This window comes from Micromonospora sp. bgisy143, assembly GCF_057708145.1.
This window is the reverse complement of record NZ_JBYIRN010000021.1, coordinates 1-19,472: the sequence shown is the minus strand read 5'-3', so window position 1 is coordinate 19,472 and position 19,472 is coordinate 1. Positions and strand designations below refer to the sequence as shown.

21 protein-coding genes and 3 tRNA genes are annotated in these 19,472 nt (G+C 71.6%); 11 read left to right on the top strand and 13 right to left on the bottom strand.

Annotated elements, in window-relative coordinates; all coding sequences use genetic code 11:
• Window positions 1-49 precede the first annotated feature (49 nt).
• From AC3EN4_RS22570 to AC3EN4_RS22560, 3 genes are all read left to right on the top strand, one after another.
• Window positions 50-122 (top strand) — tRNA-Glu (locus AC3EN4_RS22570).
• A 31-nt stretch (window positions 123-153) separates the two neighbouring features.
• Window positions 154-227 (top strand) — tRNA-Asp (locus tag AC3EN4_RS22565).
• A gap of 99 nt (window positions 228-326) precedes the next feature.
• A tRNA-Phe gene (locus AC3EN4_RS22560) sits at window positions 327-400 on the top strand.
• A gap of 194 nt (window positions 401-594) precedes the next feature.
• Here AC3EN4_RS22560 and AC3EN4_RS22555 read toward each other — a convergent pair.
• Window positions 595-1,848, bottom strand: a complete 1,254-nt coding sequence (locus AC3EN4_RS22555) for a hypothetical protein (protein WP_435207695.1) — start codon at window positions 1,846-1,848, stop codon at window positions 595-597.
• A gap of 167 nt (window positions 1,849-2,015) precedes the next feature.
• Here AC3EN4_RS22555 and AC3EN4_RS22550 point away from each other — a divergent pair, with 167 nt between their 5' ends.
• Window positions 2,016-2,537, top strand: coding sequence for an SRPBCC family protein (locus tag AC3EN4_RS22550; RefSeq protein WP_435207694.1), 522 nt, complete (start codon window positions 2,016-2,018; stop codon window positions 2,535-2,537).
• A gap of 4 nt (window positions 2,538-2,541) precedes the next feature.
• Here AC3EN4_RS22550 and AC3EN4_RS22545 read toward each other — a convergent pair whose 3' ends face one another.
• Window positions 2,542-3,246, bottom strand: a complete 705-nt coding sequence (locus tag AC3EN4_RS22545; RefSeq protein ID WP_435207693.1) for a DUF2786 domain-containing protein — start codon at window positions 3,244-3,246, stop codon at window positions 2,542-2,544.
• A 128-nt stretch (window positions 3,247-3,374) separates the two neighbouring features.
• On the opposite strand from AC3EN4_RS22545, the gene AC3EN4_RS22540 reads away from it, so the two are divergent.
• Window positions 3,375-3,824, top strand: a complete 450-nt coding sequence (locus AC3EN4_RS22540) for a hypothetical protein (protein ID WP_435207692.1) — start codon at window positions 3,375-3,377, stop codon at window positions 3,822-3,824.
• A gap of 39 nt (window positions 3,825-3,863) precedes the next feature.
• Here the strand turns inward: AC3EN4_RS22540 and AC3EN4_RS22535 are convergent, their stop codons facing one another.
• Window positions 3,864-4,253: a hypothetical protein gene (locus tag AC3EN4_RS22535; RefSeq protein ID WP_435207691.1), complete on the bottom strand. Its 390-nt coding sequence runs from the start codon at window positions 4,251-4,253 to the stop codon at window positions 3,864-3,866.
• 155 nt (window positions 4,254-4,408) lie between these two features.
• Between AC3EN4_RS22535 and AC3EN4_RS22530 the strand changes: the two genes are divergently transcribed.
• Window positions 4,409-5,752 carry an ABC transporter substrate-binding protein gene (locus AC3EN4_RS22530; RefSeq protein ID WP_435207690.1) on the top strand — a complete coding sequence of 448 codons (1,344 nt, stop codon included), beginning with the start codon at window positions 4,409-4,411 and terminating at the stop codon, window positions 5,750-5,752.
• A 66-nt stretch (window positions 5,753-5,818) separates the two neighbouring features.
• On the opposite strand, the gene AC3EN4_RS22525 is transcribed toward AC3EN4_RS22530, so the two are convergent.
• Together AC3EN4_RS22525 and AC3EN4_RS22520 are read right to left on the bottom strand one after the other, a co-directional pair.
• Entirely contained in the window at window positions 5,819-6,562 is a 744-nt protein-coding gene (locus AC3EN4_RS22525; protein ID WP_422737720.1) for an enoyl-CoA hydratase/isomerase family protein, read from the bottom strand.
• Window positions 6,559-7,416, bottom strand: a complete 858-nt coding sequence (locus AC3EN4_RS22520; RefSeq protein WP_435207689.1) for a 3-hydroxyacyl-CoA dehydrogenase family protein — start codon at window positions 7,414-7,416, stop codon at window positions 6,559-6,561. The genes AC3EN4_RS22525 and AC3EN4_RS22520 overlap by 4 nt, the downstream gene beginning before the upstream one ends.
• Before the next feature lie 160 nt (window positions 7,417-7,576).
• Here AC3EN4_RS22520 and AC3EN4_RS22515 point away from each other — a divergent pair, with 160 nt between their 5' ends.
• Window positions 7,577-7,864 (top strand): hypothetical protein, encoded by a 288-nt coding sequence (locus AC3EN4_RS22515; protein WP_435207688.1) that lies wholly within the window; start codon window positions 7,577-7,579, stop codon window positions 7,862-7,864.
• Between the two features lie 45 nt (window positions 7,865-7,909).
• Here the strand turns inward: AC3EN4_RS22515 and AC3EN4_RS22510 are convergent, their stop codons facing one another.
• On the bottom strand, window positions 7,910-8,689 hold the full coding sequence (locus tag AC3EN4_RS22510) for a class I SAM-dependent methyltransferase (RefSeq protein ID WP_435207687.1): 780 nt from the start codon (window positions 8,687-8,689) through the stop codon (window positions 7,910-7,912).
• A gap of 53 nt (window positions 8,690-8,742) precedes the next feature.
• On the opposite strand from AC3EN4_RS22510, the gene AC3EN4_RS22505 reads away from it, so the two are divergent.
• Window positions 8,743-9,138, top strand: coding sequence for a PPOX class F420-dependent oxidoreductase (locus AC3EN4_RS22505; protein ID WP_435207686.1), 396 nt, complete (start codon window positions 8,743-8,745; stop codon window positions 9,136-9,138).
• 87 nt (window positions 9,139-9,225) lie between these two features.
• Here AC3EN4_RS22505 and AC3EN4_RS22500 read toward each other — a convergent pair whose 3' ends face one another.
• Window positions 9,226-9,435, bottom strand: coding sequence for a BldC family transcriptional regulator (locus tag AC3EN4_RS22500; RefSeq protein ID WP_007073996.1), 210 nt, complete (start codon window positions 9,433-9,435; stop codon window positions 9,226-9,228).
• Window positions 9,436-9,686: 251 nt separating this feature from the next.
• Window positions 9,687-10,526, bottom strand: a complete 840-nt coding sequence (locus tag AC3EN4_RS22495; RefSeq protein ID WP_422737715.1) for a DUF8083 family protein — start codon at window positions 10,524-10,526, stop codon at window positions 9,687-9,689.
• A gap of 194 nt (window positions 10,527-10,720) precedes the next feature.
• Here AC3EN4_RS22495 and AC3EN4_RS22490 point away from each other — a divergent pair, with 194 nt between their 5' ends.
• Together AC3EN4_RS22490 and AC3EN4_RS22485 are read left to right on the top strand one after the other, a co-directional pair.
• Window positions 10,721-11,803, top strand: a complete 1,083-nt coding sequence (locus AC3EN4_RS22490; RefSeq protein ID WP_435207685.1) for a Glu/Leu/Phe/Val family dehydrogenase — start codon at window positions 10,721-10,723, stop codon at window positions 11,801-11,803.
• A gap of 302 nt (window positions 11,804-12,105) precedes the next feature.
• Window positions 12,106-12,321: a DUF3073 domain-containing protein gene (locus tag AC3EN4_RS22485; RefSeq protein ID WP_007454329.1), complete on the top strand. Its 216-nt coding sequence runs from the start codon at window positions 12,106-12,108 to the stop codon at window positions 12,319-12,321.
• Window positions 12,322-12,463: 142 nt separating this feature from the next.
• Here AC3EN4_RS22485 and amcA read toward each other — a convergent pair whose 3' ends face one another.
• From amcA to AC3EN4_RS22460, 5 genes are all read right to left on the bottom strand, one after another.
• Window positions 12,464-12,700, bottom strand: a complete 237-nt coding sequence (gene amcA, locus AC3EN4_RS22480; protein WP_422737713.1) for a multiple cyclophane-containing RiPP AmcA — start codon at window positions 12,698-12,700, stop codon at window positions 12,464-12,466.
• A complete protein-coding gene (amcB, locus tag AC3EN4_RS22475; RefSeq protein ID WP_435207774.1) occupies window positions 12,669-13,772 on the bottom strand; it encodes a cyclophane-forming radical SAM peptide maturase AmcB in 1,104 nt (367 codons plus the stop codon). The genes amcA and amcB overlap by 32 nt, the downstream gene beginning before the upstream one ends.
• Before the next feature lie 126 nt (window positions 13,773-13,898).
• Window positions 13,899-15,053 carry a phosphoribosylformylglycinamidine cyclo-ligase gene (purM, locus tag AC3EN4_RS22470; protein WP_355048408.1) on the bottom strand — a complete coding sequence of 385 codons (1,155 nt, stop codon included), beginning with the start codon at window positions 15,051-15,053 and terminating at the stop codon, window positions 13,899-13,901.
• A 62-nt stretch (window positions 15,054-15,115) separates the two neighbouring features.
• Window positions 15,116-16,654 carry an amidophosphoribosyltransferase gene (purF, locus tag AC3EN4_RS22465; RefSeq protein ID WP_355048409.1) on the bottom strand — a complete coding sequence of 513 codons (1,539 nt, stop codon included), beginning with the start codon at window positions 16,652-16,654 and terminating at the stop codon, window positions 15,116-15,118.
• Window positions 16,655-16,822: 168 nt separating this feature from the next.
• On the bottom strand, window positions 16,823-17,176 hold the full coding sequence (locus tag AC3EN4_RS22460) for a sterol carrier family protein (protein ID WP_435207684.1): 354 nt from the start codon (window positions 17,174-17,176) through the stop codon (window positions 16,823-16,825).
• A 160-nt stretch (window positions 17,177-17,336) separates the two neighbouring features.
• Here AC3EN4_RS22460 and AC3EN4_RS22455 point away from each other — a divergent pair, with 160 nt between their 5' ends.
• Window positions 17,337-19,361, top strand: coding sequence for a carboxypeptidase-like regulatory domain-containing protein (locus AC3EN4_RS22455; protein ID WP_435207683.1), 2,025 nt, complete (start codon window positions 17,337-17,339; stop codon window positions 19,359-19,361).
• Window positions 19,362-19,472 lie beyond the last annotated feature (111 nt).

Genomic DNA, 19,472 nt, shown 5'->3' with positions numbered 1-19,472 from the left:
ATGGGAGCAAGTCCGCTTGAAGTTGCGAATGTGCAATGATGGCGGGGCCGCCCTCATCGTCTAGCGGCCCAGGACGCCGCCCTTTCAAGGCGGTAGCACGGGTTCGAATCCCGTTGGGGGCACGACCGGCGCAAGTCGGAGCAACACAAGCTAGGTCCTGTGGAGCAGTTGGAGTGCTCGCCGCCCTGTCAAGGCGGAGGTCGCGGGTTCAAGTCCCGTCAGGACCGCAGCGCTGACGCCGCGCATCGCGCGGCGTTCTGCGTATCGGAGCGTGTGATCCTGTGAGCAGTTCAATCTGCTGACGGGTAGCATGAGCCGAGCAACGCGGCCAGGTAGCTCAGTTGGTACGAGCGTCCGACTGAAAATCGGAAGGTCGGCGGTTCGACCCCGCCCCTGGCCACATAGCCTTTCGCCGGGCTACAGAGGTCCCCACCAGCGAATACGCAGGTGGGGATCTTGCTTTTTGTGCCCTGAGCGCCCTGCCTACCCCTTGATCGACTCGCTTTCGGCGAAGTCGGGGTATCGCAGCGACCGGGATACCGCGATATCGCCGAAGTCGAGTCGATCAACCGGGTCGGACGCGCTGGGCGGTGGTCACTGGTCGCCGCGGCCCTGTTGGCGGTGCTGGGCAATCCCGCCCTGGATCGCCTCCCACACGCTGCGCCCGGCCTGACGGATACTCTCGCTCGCCTGCTCGGCGAGCTGCGCCGCGCTCTGTGCCGCCGCCTGCGCCCCGCCCGCGACACCAGCGCCAGCCGGCCCGCCGCGCTGGTCACTGCCCTGCTGACCACCGGCCTGCCGTCCACCGCCGTGCTGGCCCGCACCCGGCTGGTCACCGCCCTGCTGGCCACCGCCGCGCTGACCGGCACCCGGCTGGCCGCCTCCCTGCTGGCCGGCACCCTGTCCGCCGCCCTGCTGGCCGGCACCCTGTCCGCCGCCCTGCTGGCCACCGCCGTGCTGACCGGCACCCTGTCCGCCGCCGCGCTGGCCGGCACCCTGCTGGCCGCCGCCCTGCTGGCCCGCACCCTGCTGGCCGGCACCCTGCTGGCCGCCGCCACCTTGCTGGCCGCCGCCCTGGGCACCACCACCGGTCGGCCCGCTACCAGAAGGACCGCCGCCGGCGTGGCCGCCCTCAGCCCGACCACCCTGGCCGTCCGCGCCGCGCCCCGCCGGGCCACCACCAGCCCGACCAGTCCCAGCCGGACCACCACCGCCTTGGTCGCCCCCGGACGGACCGCCACCGCCCGGACCACCCTCGGGCTGTCCCCTGTCACCTCGGTCGCCGGCGGGAGGGCCGGACGGGCCCGGAGCGGGGGTCGAGACGGACGGACCGGCCGACGGACTCACCGGGCGGACCGGGCGTGCCCGCGTCGGTTCGCCGACCCCGCCGGGTACACCCGCCTGTCGGGCCAGTTCGTCGCGGACGTTGCCGTGCTGCGCGCGGGCAGTGATCTCGGCGGCGCCGGCCGCCACCTGCTGGGTACTCCGGTTGACGTCGTCGAGCGCGCCGCCGCCCGCCCGGGAGAGGGATTCGATGACCTGGGGGTTGTTGTCGATGGTGTCGAGCGCGCGGCCCAGGAGTGCCACCAACTGCTCCAGTCGTACCCGAAGCTGAGCCTCGGCCTGCACCCCGTCGATGTCCAGTTCGACGCCGCGCAGGTGGACCCGTACGCCGGCGTCGAGTTGGAGCAGGTTGGCCAGCCGGGCGCGCAGCGAGAGGTCGGCGTCCAGCCCGTCCACGGCCAGCCGGATCGAGTCGACCGAGACCTTCGGAATGTCGAGCAGGACGTCCGGGTCTCCGACGTCGGCGTCCCGGTCCGGCCTTCGTTGCTGCGCGTTCTCGCTCATGCTCTCCCGCTCCGCCCGTCGCGCCGACCCGGTCGTTCGGGCCGTCCGGCGCGGTTACCCGCTTTCCGGCGGGGCATCCCGTCCGTGACGGCTCGGCAACCCACTGTCTGGAACAGGGCACCGCGCGAAGCTGCACACCCGGGCATCAGCCGGTATGGTCCGGGCCTATGGGACAGGGGATGGCTGATCCGGCCGACATCCGGCAGGACCTGGAGCGGTTCTCCTTACGGTGCAGCCTCCTCGTCCCCGGTTCCGCCGAGCGGGCGTTCGCCGTGTTCACCGACGAGCTGACCGAGTGGTGGGTCACCGAGTACACCTGGTCCGGGCCGGAGGCTCTCGCCGAGCTGGGGATGGAGCCGCGGGCCGGCGGCATGCTCTACGAGATCGGCCCGTACGGCTTCCGTGCCGACTGGGGTCGGGTGCTCACCTGGGATCCGCCGCGACGGCTGGTCTTCGCCTGGCAACTCGGGCCGGACCGGGTACCGGTGCCGGACCCGGCGAAGGCGAGCGAGGTCGAGGTCCTGTTCCTGGCCGACGGGCCGGAGCGGACCCGGGTGGAGCTGGAGCACCGGCACTTCGACCGGCACGGTGAGGCGGCCGAGGGCTATCGCAAGGCGCTCACGGCGGGCTGGCACGAGTTGCTGACCCGCTATCTCGCTGCGGTGTCCCGCGGCCAGCAGACCGCCTGACCAGTCAGCGGCCGAGTTCTCGGCCGACCCGGCCGGTGTCGAGATTCCGGCCGCCCAGGTGCGCGCGACTGCCCGCCTCGGCGCCGGAGCTGAAGCCCGTGCCGCCGAGCCGACGGGCCGGGGCGGTACGCAGTCGCGGGTACTCCTCGGTGAGCCGCCGCTGCACCCGGTCGGAGCGGTCGGCCAGGACCAACGCCATCGACGGGGCACCCGACTCACTGGCCGCCGCCGACTCGGCCGCCCAGAGTCGCCCACCGATCACCTCCGCGAAGCCGGCGAGCCAGGACCGCCGGAAGGCGGCCGGATGGTCGTCCGCCGGCACCGCCGTGGCCGCGAGGCCGTGTGCGGCCTGCACGAGCAGTGAGGTGAAGAGTAGGTCCACGCGTTCGAGGTCGCTGGCGAAGCCGAACAGGTGGGCGACGAACCCGTTGCCCTGCTTGCGCCGGACGCAGCGGCAGCGCAGTGGCTCGGCGACCGCCGCGAGCAGGCCGACCTTGTCCCGCGCGTACGGGGCGACGATGTCGAGCACGCGGTCGCCGACCGGGTCGGTGGTCGGGTCGCGGACCGCGAGCAGCGCCCGGTCGACGCCGTAGCGGGCGATCAGCTCGGTCGCCTTGGCGGTGAACGCCGCCGACTCGGCGGGCGTGCAGGCCGGGTCCTCGGCCTGGGCGAGCAGCTTGCGCACCTTGCTGAGCATGGCCTCGGACATGCCCCAGAGCTATCACACCCGACCGACGATCCGGGATCACGCCGCTATTGATCGATCAGTATCATCGTCACGGTCAGCTCGTCCGTCCAATACGGACAGTTAGTTAACTGTTTCTGGAGGCCGCCTGCATGTCATCCCCGACCGCTCGCCTGCTCGCCGTCGCCACCGCCGCCGCGCTGCTCGCCACCGGCGCAGCCGCCCAGGCCGCCACGGCCACCCCGGGCACCGGCTCCACCGACTTCACCTCGGGGCCGAACCTCTTCGCCCCGCTCGCCACCTGCTACGGCGGCGCGGTCCGCTCGTTCTTCCAGACGGGCGGGTACGGCGGCCAGGCCGGTCCGTACCGCACCACGAGCCGGTGCCGCGACATCAACGTCCGCAACACCAGCGCGTACGCCACCGAAGCCTGCGTGATCTTCATCGACAAGACCGGCAACTGCAACTACTGGACCTACCTCCCGGCCAACTCCGGCTGGACCACCGTCGCGACCAACGTCCGGGACGGGGTCAACTTCCGGGTCCGCTTCGAGAACCTGCGCTACGAGTACGAGCCGCTGGTGGCGTACCACGCCTTCTGAACGGTCCCGGGGACGCGGCGCCCGACGCGGGTGCCGCGTTCACTCGGCGCGGCTGCGCAGGGTGGCGATCGTCGAACCGGCCAGCGTGCGCAGGCAGTCGGCGAGCAGCCCGTCGGCCGCCGCCGCGCCGAACAGGGCCTCGCCGGTCGGTACGTCCCGGTTGGCGTAGGCGCTCACGAAGCGGGCCACCCAGCGGGTGTCGTAGTCCGCCTGCTCGATGCCCGGGAAGTCCAGCGCACATCCGGTGCTCGTCGGCGCGTCACCGACCATCGTCGCGGCCAGGCACCAGGCGACCCCGTACGCCCCGGACAGGCCGTCCCGGTCGACGACGGCGTCGAACGCACCCGTCACGGCGTCGGAGTCCCCGGCCAGCGCCGAACGGAGTACGGCGGTCGCGTCGTCGAACGTCTGCTGTGGTAGGTCCGTCACCCAGCGCACAGTAGGAGGAGGGGTCAAGCCCTCGCACTTCCGTCACTCTGCGTATTCAACGTGAGCTACCTACGCATTGCGCCACCTCCACGGCACCGCGACCGGCCCCGGCACGCTAATGTGCGCAGCGGACCTTCGCCGGAGGAAGGACGACCATGCTCGTATCACGCCGCTCGCGGGTGGCCACACTGGCCGCCTGCGCGACGATCCTGCTCGCCACGAGCGCTTGCGGGGATGACAAGGCCGAGGAGGGGAGCGCCCAACAGGTGCGCCTCTACGGCACGGACGGCAACATGCTGAACTCCTACCCAGCGGAGTTGAAGGAGCGTGCCGACCTCGTCGACGGAATGAAGGGGACCACGCCGCTCACACCGCTGCCCGATGACTTCAAGAGCCGGCTACGGTCCGTCAATCCGGCGCTGACGGACTACCTCTACTCGGCCGAGACGTACGACGCGGTGGTCATCGGTGTGCTCGCCGCGCAACTGGCCGGCAGCACCGACCCGGCCGCCATCGCCAAGCAGATCGTCGGCGTGACCAACAACGGTCAGCGCTGCGAGGACCCGGCCAGCTGTCTCACGCTGGCCCGGGCCGGGCAGGACATCGAGTACCGCAGCGTCTCGCTGACCCGCGCCGGCTTCACCGACAAGGGCGAGCCGGCCACCGCGAGCTACGCCACGCTGACCTTCGACGGCCAGCAGCTCAACGACGGCAAGACCGAGTTCGTCGGCGCGGGCGCCGAGTCGGCGGCGAGCACCAAGACCCCGCCGAAGGGCAAGAAGCCACGCCCCGGTGACGCCGACGACCAGAAGCCGCTGATCGTGGGCGGTCTGCTGCCGAAGACCGGTGACCTGGCGATCGCGTACCCGCCGATGGCGGCCGGCGCGGCACTGGCCATCCGGGAGATCAACGCCGCCGGCGGCGTGCTGGGCAAGCCGGTGACGTGGAAGGACGGCGACGACGGCACCAGCCCGGCGGTGGCCAAGGCGACCGTCGCCAAGCACGTGGCGGACGGGGTCAGCATCATCATCGGCGCGGGCGCCTCGGGCATCTCCCGGGAGGTGCTGCCGGACGTGGTCAAGGCCGGAAAGATCCTCTTCTCGCCGTCGAACACCGACGCCAGCCTGACCGACGTCGAGGACAAGGGCCTCTACTTCCGTACCGCCCCGCCGGACAGCCTCCAGGGCCGGGCACTGGCCGACGTGGTCCTCCGCGACGGGTCGCAGAAGATCGTCATCGTCGCCCGCAAGGACTCCTACGGTGAGGGTCTGCAGGCCACCGTCCGGGACGAGCTGGAGAAGGCCGGCATCCCCGGTGACCGGCTCAAGCTGCTCACGTACGACCCGCCGGCCGACGCCAAGGCGGCGCCGGTGGACTTCTCCGGCGGTGCGAAGGAGATCAAGGAGTTCGGCGCCGACGCCGTGCTGATCATCGGCTTCGGTGAGTCGGCCCAGGTGATCCGGGCGCTCGCCGACTCCGGGGTGCAGATCCGGCACTGAGCGTCATCCGCGGACCTCGACGGCCGCACCGGCTCCGCAGCCGGTGCGGCCGTTTCCGTCGCCGCGTCAGCGGGCCCGGCGGCGGTCCAGGAACTCGGTCATCCGGCGGTGCTTCTCCTCGTCCTCGAAGAGCACCGCCTGGCTCACCAGGTCGAGCTGCGGGTGCGCGGCGGCCGGCGCGTCGACGGCCAGCTTGGTGAGCCGCAATGCCAGGGGCGAGGCCTGGGCCATCTCGTCCAGCAGCCCGTGCGCCGTCGTCAGCAGCTCGCCGGGCTCGTCCACCACCCGGTTCACCAGGCCGATCCGCAGGGCCTCCGCGGCGTCCACCCGACGGCCGGTGAACAGCAACTCCTTGGCCCGCCCCTCGCCGACGAGGGCCGGCAGCCGGTGGGTCGCGCCGGCGCCGGCCAGGATGCCCAACCGCACCTCCGGCTGACCGAAGACCGCCCGGGCCGTGCACACCCGAAGATCGCAGGCGTACGCCAGTTCCGCGCCGCCGCCCAGCGCCGGCCCGTCGACGGCGGCCACGCTCGGCATGGGCAGTGCCCTGATCCGCGCGAAGGCCGCCGAGTTGATCGCGGCCAGGGCGTCCGTGCGGCCCCGCTCGCGGAGCTGACCGATATCGGCGCCGCCGGCGAAGATGCCCTCCGCACCGCCGGTCAGGAGCAGCAGCCGGGGGCGGGCCTCCAGCTCGGCGCAGACCTCGTGCAGTTCGCCGATCAGGTCGGCGTCGATGGCGTTGCGCTTCTCCGGCCGGGCCAGCGTCACCACGAGCCGGTCCGACCGCTCCTCGATCCGCAGACCACTCATTGCTTGACACCGCCTTCCCAGCGGTAGAAGCCGTGCCCGGACTTCTTGCCCAGCCGCCCGGCGGCCACCATCTCCACCAGCAGCTCCGGTGGCGCGAAGCGTTCCCCGTACGCGGCCTGGAGGGTACGGGCGATGTCGAGGCGCACGTCCAGGCCGACCAGGTCGGTCAGTTCCAGGGGCCCGATGGGATGCCGGTAGCCGAGCACCATCGCCTTGTCGATGTCGGCCGGGCTGGCCACCTCGTCGGCGACCATCCGGATCGCCTCCAGCCCGAGGGTGACCCCGAGGCGGGAGGTCGCGAAGCCGGGCATGTCGCGTACGACGACGGGGTCCTTGCCCAACCGACCGGCGAGCGCGACGGCCGCGGTGGTGGTCTCCTCGGCGGTGGCCGGGCCGACCACGATCTCCAGCAGGGGCATCGCCCAGACGGGGTTGAAGAAGTGCAGGCCGAGGAAGCGCTCCGGGGCGGCCAGCCCGGCGGCCAGCTCGCCGATGGCGATGCTTGACGTGTTGCTGCCGAGCAGGGCCGGCTCCAGGGCGGCGGCGTCGCGCAGCACCGCCCGCTTCAGGTCCAGCCGCTCCGGCACCGCCTCGACGACCACCTGCGGCGCGGCGGCGACCTCGGCGAGACTCGGCCGCAGGATCACCCGCTCCCGGTTCGCGGCGGCCTGGTCGGCGGTCAGCTTGCCGCGCTGCACCGCGCGCTCCCACAGGTCGGCGAGCCGGGTCAGCGCGGTCGCTCCCCGGTCCGCGTCCACCTCGACCAGTTCGACGGCGTGGCCGGCGCCGGCCGCCACGTACGCGATGCCGAGCCCCATCGTGCCCGCACCGACGACCACGAAACGATCGTTCATCACGCCTCCCTGTCCGCCCCGGCGACGCGCGGGATCTCCGCCACGCCAGCCACGCTCACTCATGGTGCGACCCTAGACAGCGCCCGAGCCGGCCGATGCGTGGGGGAGCGCGGGATCGGGTACGTACGGCCCGTCAACCAAAGGGAAGGACCGCATCGAGATGAGCCAACCGGAGAGCGTCACCACCGACTCCGAGACCGTGGAGACCCGGGGCGACGAGCGGGTCGACCTGCTGCGCGCCGACACCAACAACGACGGCAAGACCGACGTGTGGGTGGTGGACACCGACGGCGACGGCAAGGCCGACCTGTTCCAGTTCGACACCGATGGTGACGGCAAGGTGGACATCACCATGGTCGACATCGACGAGGACGGCACCCCCGACGAGGTCGTCGATGGCGACGGCGGCCTTCCGCCCGAGCCGCTGCCCCCGACCGTTCAGGTCTGAGCCGTACGACGGCTCCTGCACCCGACGCGGCGCAGGAGCCGTCGCTCAGCCGGCGAGCCGCAGGGTGGCCAGGTAGTAGGGGGCGTCCCGGTCGTCCACATCGGTCAACCGCCACCCGCTGCCGTGCACCAGCTCGGCGAACTCGTCCGGCGAGCAGACAAGGTAGTCGAACCATTCGGTGCCCAGTTCCCGGTAGCGCAGCCGGAGCCGGAGCTGGCCACCGAACCGCCCCAGCCGCCGGTTGCGCTCGTGGTAGCCGGTGTGCACCGGGTCGCGGGTGCCGTACGGGTTGGTGCCGTGCGCGATGATCTGGGCACCCGGTCGGGCCAGCGCGGCGAGTGCGGCGAGGAACACCGGAGCCCGCTCGCGCCCCTCGAACAGCCCGAGGTTGTTACCGAGCAGCAGGAACGTGTCGTACCGCCGGCCGTCGGCCACGTGCGTGTCCACCGTGCCGTGCACCAGCCGTCGTACGCCCCGACGCCGGCTCACGTCCAACGCGCCCGCCGAGGTGTCGAGCCCGGTGACGGGTACGCCCCGCTCCTGGAGCAGCAGCGCGATCCGGCCCGCCCCGGTACCGACGTCCAGCGTCTCGCCCCGGGCCCGGTCGACGGCCCGGTGGTCGTACGGCTGCCAGTCGGCCGGCCCGTCGAGGTAGTGCGCCGCCAGAGCGCCGTTGATCAGGCCGTCGTCCCGTTCGATGATCTCGATGACCGGCCGGGGCAGCCGACCGCCGACCATCGGCCGGGGGCCGACCCCGGTCGCCACGGCGAGCGCGTCCCGCAGCAGCTCGCCGACCACGTCACCGATTGCAGGCTCGCCCGTCACGCTGTTCACGCTATCTGGCCGCTCAGCGGCCCGCAGCGGCCTATCCTGTCGGCGTGACCACGCTGGACCGGCTGTCGGCCGAGAAGTACCTCCTGCTCACGACCTTCCGTAAGGACGGCCGGGCGGTGCCGACCCCGGTGTGGGCGGTCCGCGACGGGGACGCGTTGGCGGTGTGGACCCGGGCCGACTCGGGAAAGGTCAAGCGGATCCGCCACAACGGCGAGGTGACCGTGGCGCCGTGCGATGTGCGGGGTCGGCCGCACGGTGCGGAGGTGCCCGCCCACGCGACCTTCTACGGCGGCCGCGACACGGGCCGGGTCCGCGACCTGCTCAAGCACAAGTACCGCCTGATCGGTCGACTGAGCCTGCTGGGCAGCCGGTTGCGGCGCGGCGAGGGGGGCACGATCGGCATCCGGGTGACGTTGACCGGCCCCGACGACGCGGACTGACGCGCGGAAACCGAGGGCGGCGCGGAGCAGACAGGAAAAGGGGCGGTGGATCGAGATCCACCGCCCCTTTTCGGAAAGCTCTATCGGTCAGTCGCCCTGCCGCTGCTGCGGGATCTGGCCCTGTAGCAGCGCCCTGACCTCCGACTCGCGGTATCGACGGTGGCCACCCAGGGTGCGGATGGCGCTGAGCTTGCCGGCCTTCGCCCACCGGGTCACCGTCTTCGGGTCGACACGGAACATCGACGCCACCTCGGCCGGTGTGAGCAGCGGCTCTGGTTCGTGCGTTCGCGATGCCATCGGTCACTCCTCCACATGTATAGACATCGGCCGGGGTCCCGCCGGCCGACGCGTCTCCCATGGTCCGGCTAGTCCCCGATGTCCGACATGGGCCGAACGGATGAAGGTCCCTAGACGGACGGATGAACCATGCCCGATTTTTACGACTTTTACACGGCAGAAAGTACCTTATTCGGACTCATGATCACGGTTCGTGATGCGTCAACTACGAGACACCCTCGCCTTGGGAGCGCTCCTAGGGGCGATTTGCCTTAGTTGCACCGCTCCAGCAGCTGCACGGCGCGCCAGCGGGCCACCAACTTGTCGTACGCGGCCGACGCCTCGTCCGCCTCCCCCCGGGACAGGCCGGCGAGGCCACCGGCGACCAGCTCCGGCGAGTCGTCCGCGGCGAGGGTCTCGTCGGAGAGCAGGTCGACCAGGCCGCCGTAGTCCAGCTCCACCACCGAGCGCGGATGGAACTCCTCCAACCAGCGGGCCGCCTCCTGGACCGCCTCGGTGATCGGCGCCTCGCCCACCGACTTGCGCAGCACCGACAACGCCCGGGACGAGCGCCGACGGGCCTTGGAGATCTCCGTCCGGTAGCGCAGCGCCCGCCGGCCGGGCTGGGTGACGTGGTCCCGCTCCGCCGGGTCGAAGAGCACGAACCACCGCAGGGGTACGCCCCAGGTGGCGATCTGCTCGTGTACCCGGGGCACCCCGTGCTCCAACACCCGCGCGCCGCTGCGCCAGTCGTCGACGACCGCCCGGGCCTGCCCGGCGAGCACCGGCGGCACGAAGGCGTCGGCGAGCACCGGGGGCACCCCGTCCCGGGCGTTGAGCGCCGCCTCAGCGACCCGGATGCGCAGGTTCCAGGGGCAGACCAGCAGGCTCTCGTCCGTCTCCAGGACGTACGCCTCCTCGGGCAGGTCGGGCAGCCGGGTCCAGCCCGCGCCCAGCGCCTCGATCACCGCCGTCCGTTGCCGGCCGGGTCCCTCGACCGGGGCGACCGCCCGCCCCTCCGAGACGTAGCGACGCCAGTAACTCTGCCGGTCCCGGTCGAAGGCGGTCAGCGGCTCGTACACGCGCAGGTAAGAAGCGAAGAGCGACGGCACCGCGCGATCCTCCCACGAACCGCATCCCCGCGCGGCCAGCGGCCGGACCGTGCGCGCCGCACCGTGGGACGGCGGCGGCGCGTCGGGCACCCACAGGGCGGCCGATACTAGGCTCGATCACACCGGCAGCATCCCCGCCGGGGTCCACCAGGTCCGCGTCCCACAAGGAACGCACACCACCGTAGGAGCCAGTCATGGGCGTATTCGCGAGCACCGACGACCCGGTATCAACCGGCCACGAGCAGGTCGTCTTCTGCCAGGACAAGCAGAGCGGCCTGAAGGCGATCATCGGGATCTACTCCACCGCGCTGGGGCCCGCGCTCGGCGGCACCCGCTTCTACCCGTACGACAGCGAGGAAGACGCCCTCGCCGACGTGCTCGACCTGTCCCGGGGGATGGCGTACAAGAACGCGCTCGCCGGCCTGGACCTGGGCGGCGGCAAGGCCGTCATCTGGGGTGACCCGGAGCAGATCAAGAGCGAGGCGCTGCTGCGCGCGTACGGCCGGTTCGTGGAGTCGCTGGCGGGCCGCTACTACACCGCCTGCGACGTCGGCACCTACGTACCCGACATGGACGTCATCGCCCGCGAGACCCGCTACGTGACGGGCCGCAGCGTGGAGCACGGGGGTGCCGGCGACTCGTCGATCCTGACCGCCTGGGGCGTCTTCCAGGGCATGCGGGCGGCCGCCGAGCACGTCTGGGGCACGCCGAGCCTGAGCGGCCGCCGGGTGGGCGTCGCGGGCCTGGGCAAGGTCGGCAAGTACCTGACCGGGCACCTGCTGGACGACGGCGCCGAGGTGGTCGCCACCGACGTCAACCCGAAGGCCCTGGCCTGGGTACGCACCAACCACCCGCAGGTCACCCTGGTGGACGACGCCAGCGCGCTGACCGCGGCGGACATCGACGTGTACGCCCCCTGCGCGCTGGGCGGCGCGCTGAACGACGACACCGTTCCGGCACTGCGCGCCAAGGTGGTGGCCGGCGCGGCGAACAACCAGCTCGCGCACCCCGGGATCGAGAAGCTGCTGGCCGACCGGGGCATCCTCTACGCGCCGGACTACGTGGTCAACGCCGGCGGCGTGATCCAGGTGGCCGACGAGATCGAGGGCTTCAACTTCGACCGGGCGAAGCTGCGGGCCACCCGGATCTACGACACCACCCGGGAGATCCTGCGCCTGGCGGACGCGGAGGGCGTGCCGCCCGCGGTCGCCGCGGACCGGCTGGCCGAGCGGCGGATGGCCGAGGTCGGCCGGCTGCGCACGATCCACCTGCGCTGACCCACCCCGGAGGCGGATCGACCGGGATCCGCCTCCGGGCCTCCCGTACCGGCGTGACTCGGTAAGCTGAGCCCCGGGTCACGTTTGGCGTGTTTTGCCCGGTGTCACGGGTGCTCTCCGTTCCGCTCCTTACCAGGTACACTGGGTGACGGCCGGATCGCCGCGACGCGCAGAGCCGGCTGACGGTAACCCGAGGTGCCGAACGATGGCATCCCCATGTACCGTAAGAGCCACGAGAGATGCCTGACGTCATCGGGGCCCGCCTTCGGGCTGCCCCGCATTCTGTGCGAGGGGGTCGAGCCATGGGGCGCGGCCGTGCTAAGGCCAAGCAGACGAAGGTGGCCCGGGAGTTGAAGTACCACTCCCCGAACACCGACCTCACCGCCTTGCAGCGCGAACTGGCGGGTGCTGGTAAGTCTGAGCACCACTTCGACGACGACTCAAAAGAGTTCGTCGACGACGATGATGAGAATCACGCGGACGACGACCCGGATCCCTGGGTCCGTCCGACCCGCTGACCTCTCGACGCAGCTGAGCACGCGGTAACCCCCGCGTGCTCACGCATGTGTCCTTCGGGAGCGAGATCGGTGCCGATCATCAGGGGCCTGCCCTGGCCGGGGACAACCCCGACCGACCGACAGGCCCCTGATCACGGCCGCCCTAGCGCGGCCGGTTGTTCCAGTTGTAGAAGGTCGGGATGTTCTCGAAGTGGTTCCAGGCGCAGACGGCACTGACGCCGTCGCCGCCCGGCACCTCGGCCCGCAGCCGCCGCGCGTCCGCGGCCTCCTGCAACAGCGCGACAAGCCCGGGGGCGGCCTCCCGCACGCGTTCGGTGACGTCGTCCGGGGCATCGTCCGCTTCGCGCTCAGGCCGCCGGTGACTGGTGGTCTCGGGCATGCTCCAACACTCCCTCCAATAGGCGGATCTTGCTGTTGCGGCAGTGCTCGGTCTCCGTACCGTCAAAACGCCCCAGCTCGAAGTAACGGTTGGCGGCGTGGCCGCCACCACAGAAGCCGAAGTACGGGCATGACGCCCGACACGCTTCCACGCCGGTCAGGAACTCGCCGACCCACGGAGTCGACGTGGCACCGGCCAGGATCCGGGCCAGCGGGGTCGTCAGCACGTTCCCACTGCTGAAGTCGTCGTAGTGCGGGTCGGTGAAGCCGGCCAACTCCGGGGAGAGCACCGTCACCGACCCGTCGTGCCCAATGGTCGGTATCGGATCCAACCGGCGGGGCAACACACCGTCCGCCGTGCCGTCGAGGACCGCCGCCGCGTACCGCAACGACCACTCGACCTCCCGGAGATGGATCCGGGGGGCCCGCCGCCAGGCCGTCACCAACTCGGCCCAGAACGTGGTCACCGCCGCCGGGTCGTGGCTGTTGTCACGGGTGTTGACGCCCTCGGTCTCCTCGATGTTGATGCCCAGCACATCGCAGCCCAGGTCGAGGAAGTAGTCGTACAGCTCCGCGGCGAGCCCCGGCGCCGGCCGGGACACCACGGCCAGCGCGGAAAAGGGCAGGTCGTGCCGACGCAGCGCGGCCACACCGCGCAGGATCCGGTCGTACGCCGGCTGACCGCCCCGGTTGACCCGGTCCCCGTTGCGTTCGCGCGGCCCGTCCACACTCACGCTCACCCGCATCTCGTGCCGGGCGAAGAACTCGCACCACTCGTCGTCGATCAGCGTGGCGTTCGTCTGCACATGGTGTTCGACCTCGGGGCCGAAGGGCGCGATCAGGGCGGCCAGGTGGTCCCGACCGGCAGCCAGCGGCTCGCCGCCGTGCCACACCACGGAGAAACGCCCGGCGGCCGCCCAGGGGTTGACCGCCGCCGCCACCGCCTCGGCCACCGGCACCGACATCCGCCGGTCGACGGCCCGGAACGGCAGGTAGCAGTACGCGCAGTCGAGGTTGCACAGGGTGGTGGGCTGCATGACGACGTACGACGGGACCGCGGCCAGTCCGCGCATCCCGCTGAACATCGGTTCTCCAGCAGCCATCACCCTCCTCCGCCCAGCCCGAGCCTTTCAGGCTAGGCGGCGCTGGCCACTCGGGTGAAGCCCTGATCAGGTACCCGTACGGTCACCGGAGCGTGATCATCCCCGGGTGTGCTGACCCACCATCTGCACGTTGCCGGTGCCCTCGATGATCTCGCCCGCCTGCCAGGCCTCGACCCCACGGCCGGTGAGCGTGGCCAGGGCGCGGTCGGCGTCCTCGGCGGAGACGATCGCGAACATGCCGACGCCCATGTTGAACGTCGACTCCATGTCCTGGTCGTCGATCCGACCCTTGGACTGGATCAGGTCGAAGATGGGCTGCGGCTTCCAGGTGGACCGGTTGACCACCGCGTCGACGTGCTCGGGGAGGACCCGCACCAGGTTGCCCGGGATGCCGCCGCCGGTGATGTGCGACAGCGCCCGCACCTCGGCCTCCTCGATCAGCTTGAGGCAGTCCTTGGCGTAGATCTTGGTGGGAGTCAGCAGCTCCTCACCGAGGGTCCGCTGCCGGCCGAAGTCGTCGATCACGATGTCCAGCCGCATCCGGGCGGCACCGAGCAGCACGTGCCGGACCAGGGAGTAGCCGTTGGAGTGCAGTCCGGAGGAGCGCATGGCGATGACCACGTCACCCACCTCGACGCGCTCCGGGCTGAGGATGTCGGCCTCCTCGACCACACCGACGCCGGTCGCGGAGATGTCGTACTCGTCCGGGCGCAGCACACCGGGGTGCTCGGCGGTCTCCCCGCCCAGCAGCGCGCAGCCGGCGTACCGGCAGCCGTCGGCGATGCCCGCGCCGATCTCGGCGACCTTGTCCGGCACGACCTCGCCGGTGGCGATGTAATCGAGCAGGAACAGCGGCTCGGCACCGCAGGCCACCAGGTCGTCGACGACCATCGCGACCAGGTCGATGCCGACCGTGTCGTGGATGTCCATCTGCTGGGCGATGACCAGCTTGGTGCCCACACCGTCGGTCGAGGACGCCAGGATCGGGTTCTTGTACTTCTTCGTGTCCAGCCGGAACAGGCCGGCGAAGCCGCCGAGGTCGCCCAGCACCTCGGGGCGGCGGGTCTCGCGCACCTTCGACTTCAGCAGCTCGACCGCGCGGTCGCCCGCGTCGATGGAGACCCCGGCGTCGGCGTACGAGACGGAGCGCTTGCCCCGCTGGCGGCCGGCACCACCCGTCCACGGCTGGTGGTCGCTACCAGCGCCGTTCGGGCTGCTTCCTGCGCCGCTGCGCTCGGACACGTGCGTCACGGTTCTCCCCTTTTGTGGTTCTCGGTGCCGCGCCGGCGGTGGCCGGGCCGCGCCGGTTGGTGCTACGGGCGGTTTGCGGTCACGCCACCCGGAGTGGCGACGAGCGAGCCGAAGCTCTCCGGAGCCTCCGGCGTCGCGTTGGCGACCCGGCGGCCCATCCCTTCGAGGACGTGCTTGCCGATCAGGTTGCCAGCCGGCAGCTCGATCGGGTACTCCCCATCGAAACACGCCCGACACAGCCGGGTCTTCGGCTGCTCGGTCGCGGCGATCAGGCCGGGAAGTGAGACGTAGCCCAGCGTGTCGGCGCCGATGGAGCGCCGGATGCCGTCGTTGTCCAGCCCGTTGGCCAGCAGCTCCGCCCGGGTGGCGAAGTCGATGCCGTAGAAGCACGGCCAGCTGACCGGCGGGGAGGAGATCCGGACGTGCACCTCGAGCGCCCCCGCCTCGCGCAACATCCGGACGATGGCCCGCTGCGTGTTGCCGCGCACGATCGAGTCGTCCACGACCACCAGCCGCTTGCCCCGGACGTTCTGGCGCAGGGGGTTGAGCTTGAGTCGGATGCCGAGCTGACGCAGGGTCTGCGACGGCTGGATGAAGGTACGCCCCACGTACGGGTTCTTCATGAGGCCCGCGCCGTAGGTGATGCCGGACGCCTCGGCGTAACCGATCGCGGCCGGCGTGCCGGACTCCGGCACCGGGATGACCAGGTCGGCCTCGACCGGGTGCTCCTTGGCCAACTGCCGGCCGATCTGCACCCGCGCGGCGTGCACGTTGCGCCCGGCGATGGTCGCGTCGGGACGGGCGATGTAGACGTACTCGAAGAGGCAGCCCTTCGGCTCGGGCGCGGCGAACCGGGTGGACCGCAAACCCTCCTCGTCGATCGCGATCAGCTCGCCGGGCTCGATCTCGCGCACCACGCTCGCGCCGACGATGTCCAGCGCGGCGGTCTCGCTCGCCACCACCCAGCCCCGCTCCAGCCGGCCGAGCACCAGCGGGCGTACGCCGTGCGGGTCGCGGGCCGCGTACAGCGTCGACTCGTCCATGAAGACGAAGCTGAACGCCCCGCGAAGCTGCGGCAGCACCTCGAGCGCGGCGGCCTCGACCGACAGGTCGGGGCGGCTGGCCAGCAGCATGGTCACCAGGGAGGTGTCGTTGGTCGAGCCGTCCGCGACCAGGCCGCGCTCGGCGACCTCCTTCTCCAACTCGGCGGTGTTGACCAGGTTGCCGTTGTGGGCCAGCGCGATGGTCGTGCCGGAATCGGTCGACCGGATGGTCGGCTGGGCATTTTCCCAGTTGGACGCGCCGGTGGTGGAGTACCGGGCGTGCCCGATCGCCAGGTGGCCGCGCAGGCTGGCCAGGGTGGGCTCGTCGAAGACCTGGGCCACCAGGCCGAGATCCTTGTAGACCACCACGCCCGAGCCGTCGCTGACCGCGATGCCCGCCGCCTCCTGGCCGCGGTGCTGTAGGGCGTAGAGGCCGAAGTAGGTCAGATTCGCGACCTCTTCGCCGGGGGCCCACACGCCGAAGACGCCGCAGGCATCCTGGGGGCCAGGTCGTTGGGGGTCAAGGTCGTGGCTCAGCCGGCCGTCGCCTCGGGGCACTACCGCTCCCTCATGCTGGTCTGGACCGGCCTGGCGGGGATCACGGGGCGGATCCACACTTCTCGGCCGGGACCACTGTCGTCGCCTGACAGTGTACGCGAGTCGGTGTCAATACAGATAGTCACGATTTCCCTGCCGAGAGTCACGATCACTCGGACATCGGCGCAGCTAGAGGGGCAGATATGCCGAGATGTCCGCCCGGATGCCACTCACCTGAACACGTCCATCGGTGACCGCGTCAGCCCACTCGATCCGGCCGGCGGCCAGCTCCAACCAGGTCTGCGGCGACATCTCGACCACGTTCGGCGGGTTTCCTCTGGTGTGTCGAGGACCGGGGACACACTGGATCGCACCGTATGGTGGGACGCGCACCTCCACCGATCGGCCGGGGGCGCGCTCCGCGAGGGCGGCCAACAAGGACCGGACCGCCTCCCGGAGTACCGGCCGTTCGGGCGTACGCCCCTCGTCGAGCGCCGACAGAGCTGCCACGACGGCGGCGGACTTACTGTGCGGAGAGGACACGACGGGACGATACGACCCACAGGTGGAGCACCTGACGCTGGCCCTGGGTCGCGCCGATCCAGTGAGACAAGGCATAGTGGCCGACGGCGTATTCGTACCGTGATGATCCCCGGCCCGGCGCCCCGCCGGCCGAGGGACGTCAGCCCGGAAGGCGGTGGACGTGTCAACACACCGACGTGCCTGGAAGCAGCGGGCCGGTGTGGTCGTAGCGCTGGTTGCCGGCGCTCTGCTCGCCGTCCCCGCCACACCGGCCATGGCCGCGGAGGTCGACGTCTCCCCCGGCTCGGTCACGGTGAACGCCGGCAGCGACGCAACGATCACCGTGCGCATCACCGGCGGTGACAATGACGAGTCGGCGAAGGTCAGCCTCTCCGGCCTGCCGTCCGGCGTCAGCTGCGCCAGCGGCTGTGGCGATGTCAAACTCTCCGGCGGCGGCCTCGGCGGCCCGAAGGGGTCGGTGCTGGTCCGGATCGCGGCCAACGACAACGCCGGCGACGCGACCACGAACATCACGGTGGCGGTCGAAGCCGCCTCGGGTCCGGACACCGCAAACGTCTCGCTGACCGTCAAGGGCAAGGCCGCACCGCCGCCTCCGCCGCAGAACCAGACGGTGAAGTCGGTCTCCGGCAAGGTGGTCGTGAAGGCGAACGGCGAGGCCGTGCCGAACGCGATCGTCATCCTGCAGGACACCGGCGGCCACCGCTACGACACGATCAGCGACGGCAGCGGCAACTTCCGGTTCAGTGGCAGCAGCCAGAACCCGATCACGCCTGGCCGGATCGACGTGGGCGCGTCGGCCAACAACATCAACGCGATCAAGAGCTTCAACGCCAGCGCCGGGCAGACCATCACCGGCCAGCGGATCAGCCTGGAGATCAAGGTCGAGGTGACGCCGAGCGCCACCCCGTCACCCACCGCCGACGCCACCCCCACCGACGAGGCGACCGAGGAGGGCACCGAGGAGCAGCCCTCCGAGGAGGCCAGCCCGGGCGCCCCGGCGAACGCCAGCAAGGAGGACGACGGCGGCGGCTTCGGCTCGTACCTGATCATCCTGCTCGGCGGCCTGCTGGTCGCGGCCGGCGTCGGTACCATCGTCCTGCTCTGGATGAAGCGCCGCGAGAACGGCGACGACGATGACGAGTCGGCGACGGCCGGCGCGGCCGGTGCCGGTGGCGCGGTGCCGGCGGCCCGTGGCGCCTTCCGTGGAGCCGACGACCAGACCCGGGTGGTCAACCGTGCCGGTGCCGGCCCCGACCCGACCATGGTCGGCGGCGCGGCGCTGAGCGAGGCGCCGACGATGATGCACCGCCCGGTCGTCGACGACGTCCCTCCGGACCCGTACGGTGCGCCGGCGCAGCCCTACGGCGCGGCGGACCAGCAAGGGTGGGGTGGCACCGGCTACGACGACGAACCCGGCCAGGGTGGCTACGGCGGCTACGGCAACGCCCCCGCCTCCGGTGGCGGCTACGGCACGGCGGCGACGCCGGACGGCGGCTACGGCGGTGGCGCGGACGCCTACGGCACCGCACCCGGCTCCGGCGCGGGCTACGGCGGCGCCACGGCCCCCGGCGGCGGCTACGGTAGCGCCCCCTCCTCGGGCGGTGGCTACGGCAGCCGGGACTACACCGCGCCGGCCGGCGCGGCCGGCTACCCGCCGGCGCCGGCCGGTGGGGCGGCCGGTGGCTACGGCGAGCGCTTCGACGAGCCGACCGGCCGGTACAACGGCGACAGCACGCAGTACCCGGCACCGGCCGACCCGTACGCCACCGGCGTGTACCAGCCGGAGCAGGGCCAGGGCTACGGCCAGCCCGATCCGACCGCCCCGTCTGGCGGCGGTCGCGGGGCGGAGTCGGGTGGCGGCTACGGCCAGCAGACCAGCGGGTACGACCAGGGCGGCTACGGCCAGGGCGGCGGCGGGTACGAGCAGGGCGGCTACGGCCAGGAGCCCCCGCAGCAACGCGGCGGCTACGACGACCGGGGCTACGACCAGGGCGGCTACGGCCAGGGCGGCGGCGGGTACGAGCAGGGCGGCTACGGCCAGGAGCCCCCGCAGCAACGCGGCGGCTACGACGACCGGGGCTACGACCAGGGCGGCTACGGCCAGCAACAGGGTGGCCGGGCCCGCCCGGACACTCCCCCGCCCACCGAGCGCGGCGGCCGCCGCCTCGACTGGCTGGACGACTGAGCACCAGACATCACCCACACCACAGTGGAACGGCCGCCCGGTTTCCCGGGCGGCCGTTCCACTGTCCCCCCGCCCCCCGTCTCAGCCCGGTTGATCATGAAGCTATTGCCC

What these genes read in the sequence shown, in the direction of transcription:
- AC3EN4_RS22555 (WP_435207695.1), bottom strand. Translation starts at nt 1,848, where the DNA reads ATGAGCGAGAACGCGCAGCAACGAAGGCCGGACCGGGACGCCGACGTC.
- AC3EN4_RS22550 (WP_435207694.1), top strand. Translation starts at nt 2,016, where the DNA reads ATGGGACAGGGGATGGCTGATCCGGCCGACATCCGGCAGGACCTGGAG.
- AC3EN4_RS22545 (WP_435207693.1), bottom strand. Translation starts at nt 3,246, where the DNA reads ATGTCCGAGGCCATGCTCAGCAAGGTGCGCAAGCTGCTCGCCCAGGCC.
- AC3EN4_RS22540 (WP_435207692.1), top strand. Translation starts at nt 3,375, where the DNA reads ATGTCATCCCCGACCGCTCGCCTGCTCGCCGTCGCCACCGCCGCCGCG.
- AC3EN4_RS22530 (WP_435207690.1), top strand. Translation starts at nt 4,409, where the DNA reads ATGCTCGTATCACGCCGCTCGCGGGTGGCCACACTGGCCGCCTGCGCG.
- AC3EN4_RS22525 (WP_422737720.1), bottom strand. Translation starts at nt 6,562, where the DNA reads ATGAGTGGTCTGCGGATCGAGGAGCGGTCGGACCGGCTCGTGGTGACG.
- AC3EN4_RS22520 (WP_435207689.1), bottom strand. Translation starts at nt 7,416, where the DNA reads ATGAACGATCGTTTCGTGGTCGTCGGTGCGGGCACGATGGGGCTCGGC.
- AC3EN4_RS22515 (WP_435207688.1), top strand. Translation starts at nt 7,577, where the DNA reads ATGAGCCAACCGGAGAGCGTCACCACCGACTCCGAGACCGTGGAGACC.
- AC3EN4_RS22500 (WP_007073996.1), bottom strand. Translation starts at nt 9,435, where the DNA reads ATGGCATCGCGAACGCACGAACCAGAGCCGCTGCTCACACCGGCCGAG.
- AC3EN4_RS22490 (WP_435207685.1), top strand. Translation starts at nt 10,721, where the DNA reads ATGGGCGTATTCGCGAGCACCGACGACCCGGTATCAACCGGCCACGAG.
- AC3EN4_RS22485 (WP_007454329.1), top strand. Translation starts at nt 12,106, where the DNA reads ATGGGGCGCGGCCGTGCTAAGGCCAAGCAGACGAAGGTGGCCCGGGAG.
- amcA (WP_422737713.1), bottom strand. Translation starts at nt 12,700, where the DNA reads ATGCCCGAGACCACCAGTCACCGGCGGCCTGAGCGCGAAGCGGACGAT.
- amcB (WP_435207774.1), bottom strand. Translation starts at nt 13,772, where the DNA reads ATGCGCGGACTGGCCGCGGTCCCGTCGTACGTCGTCATGCAGCCCACC.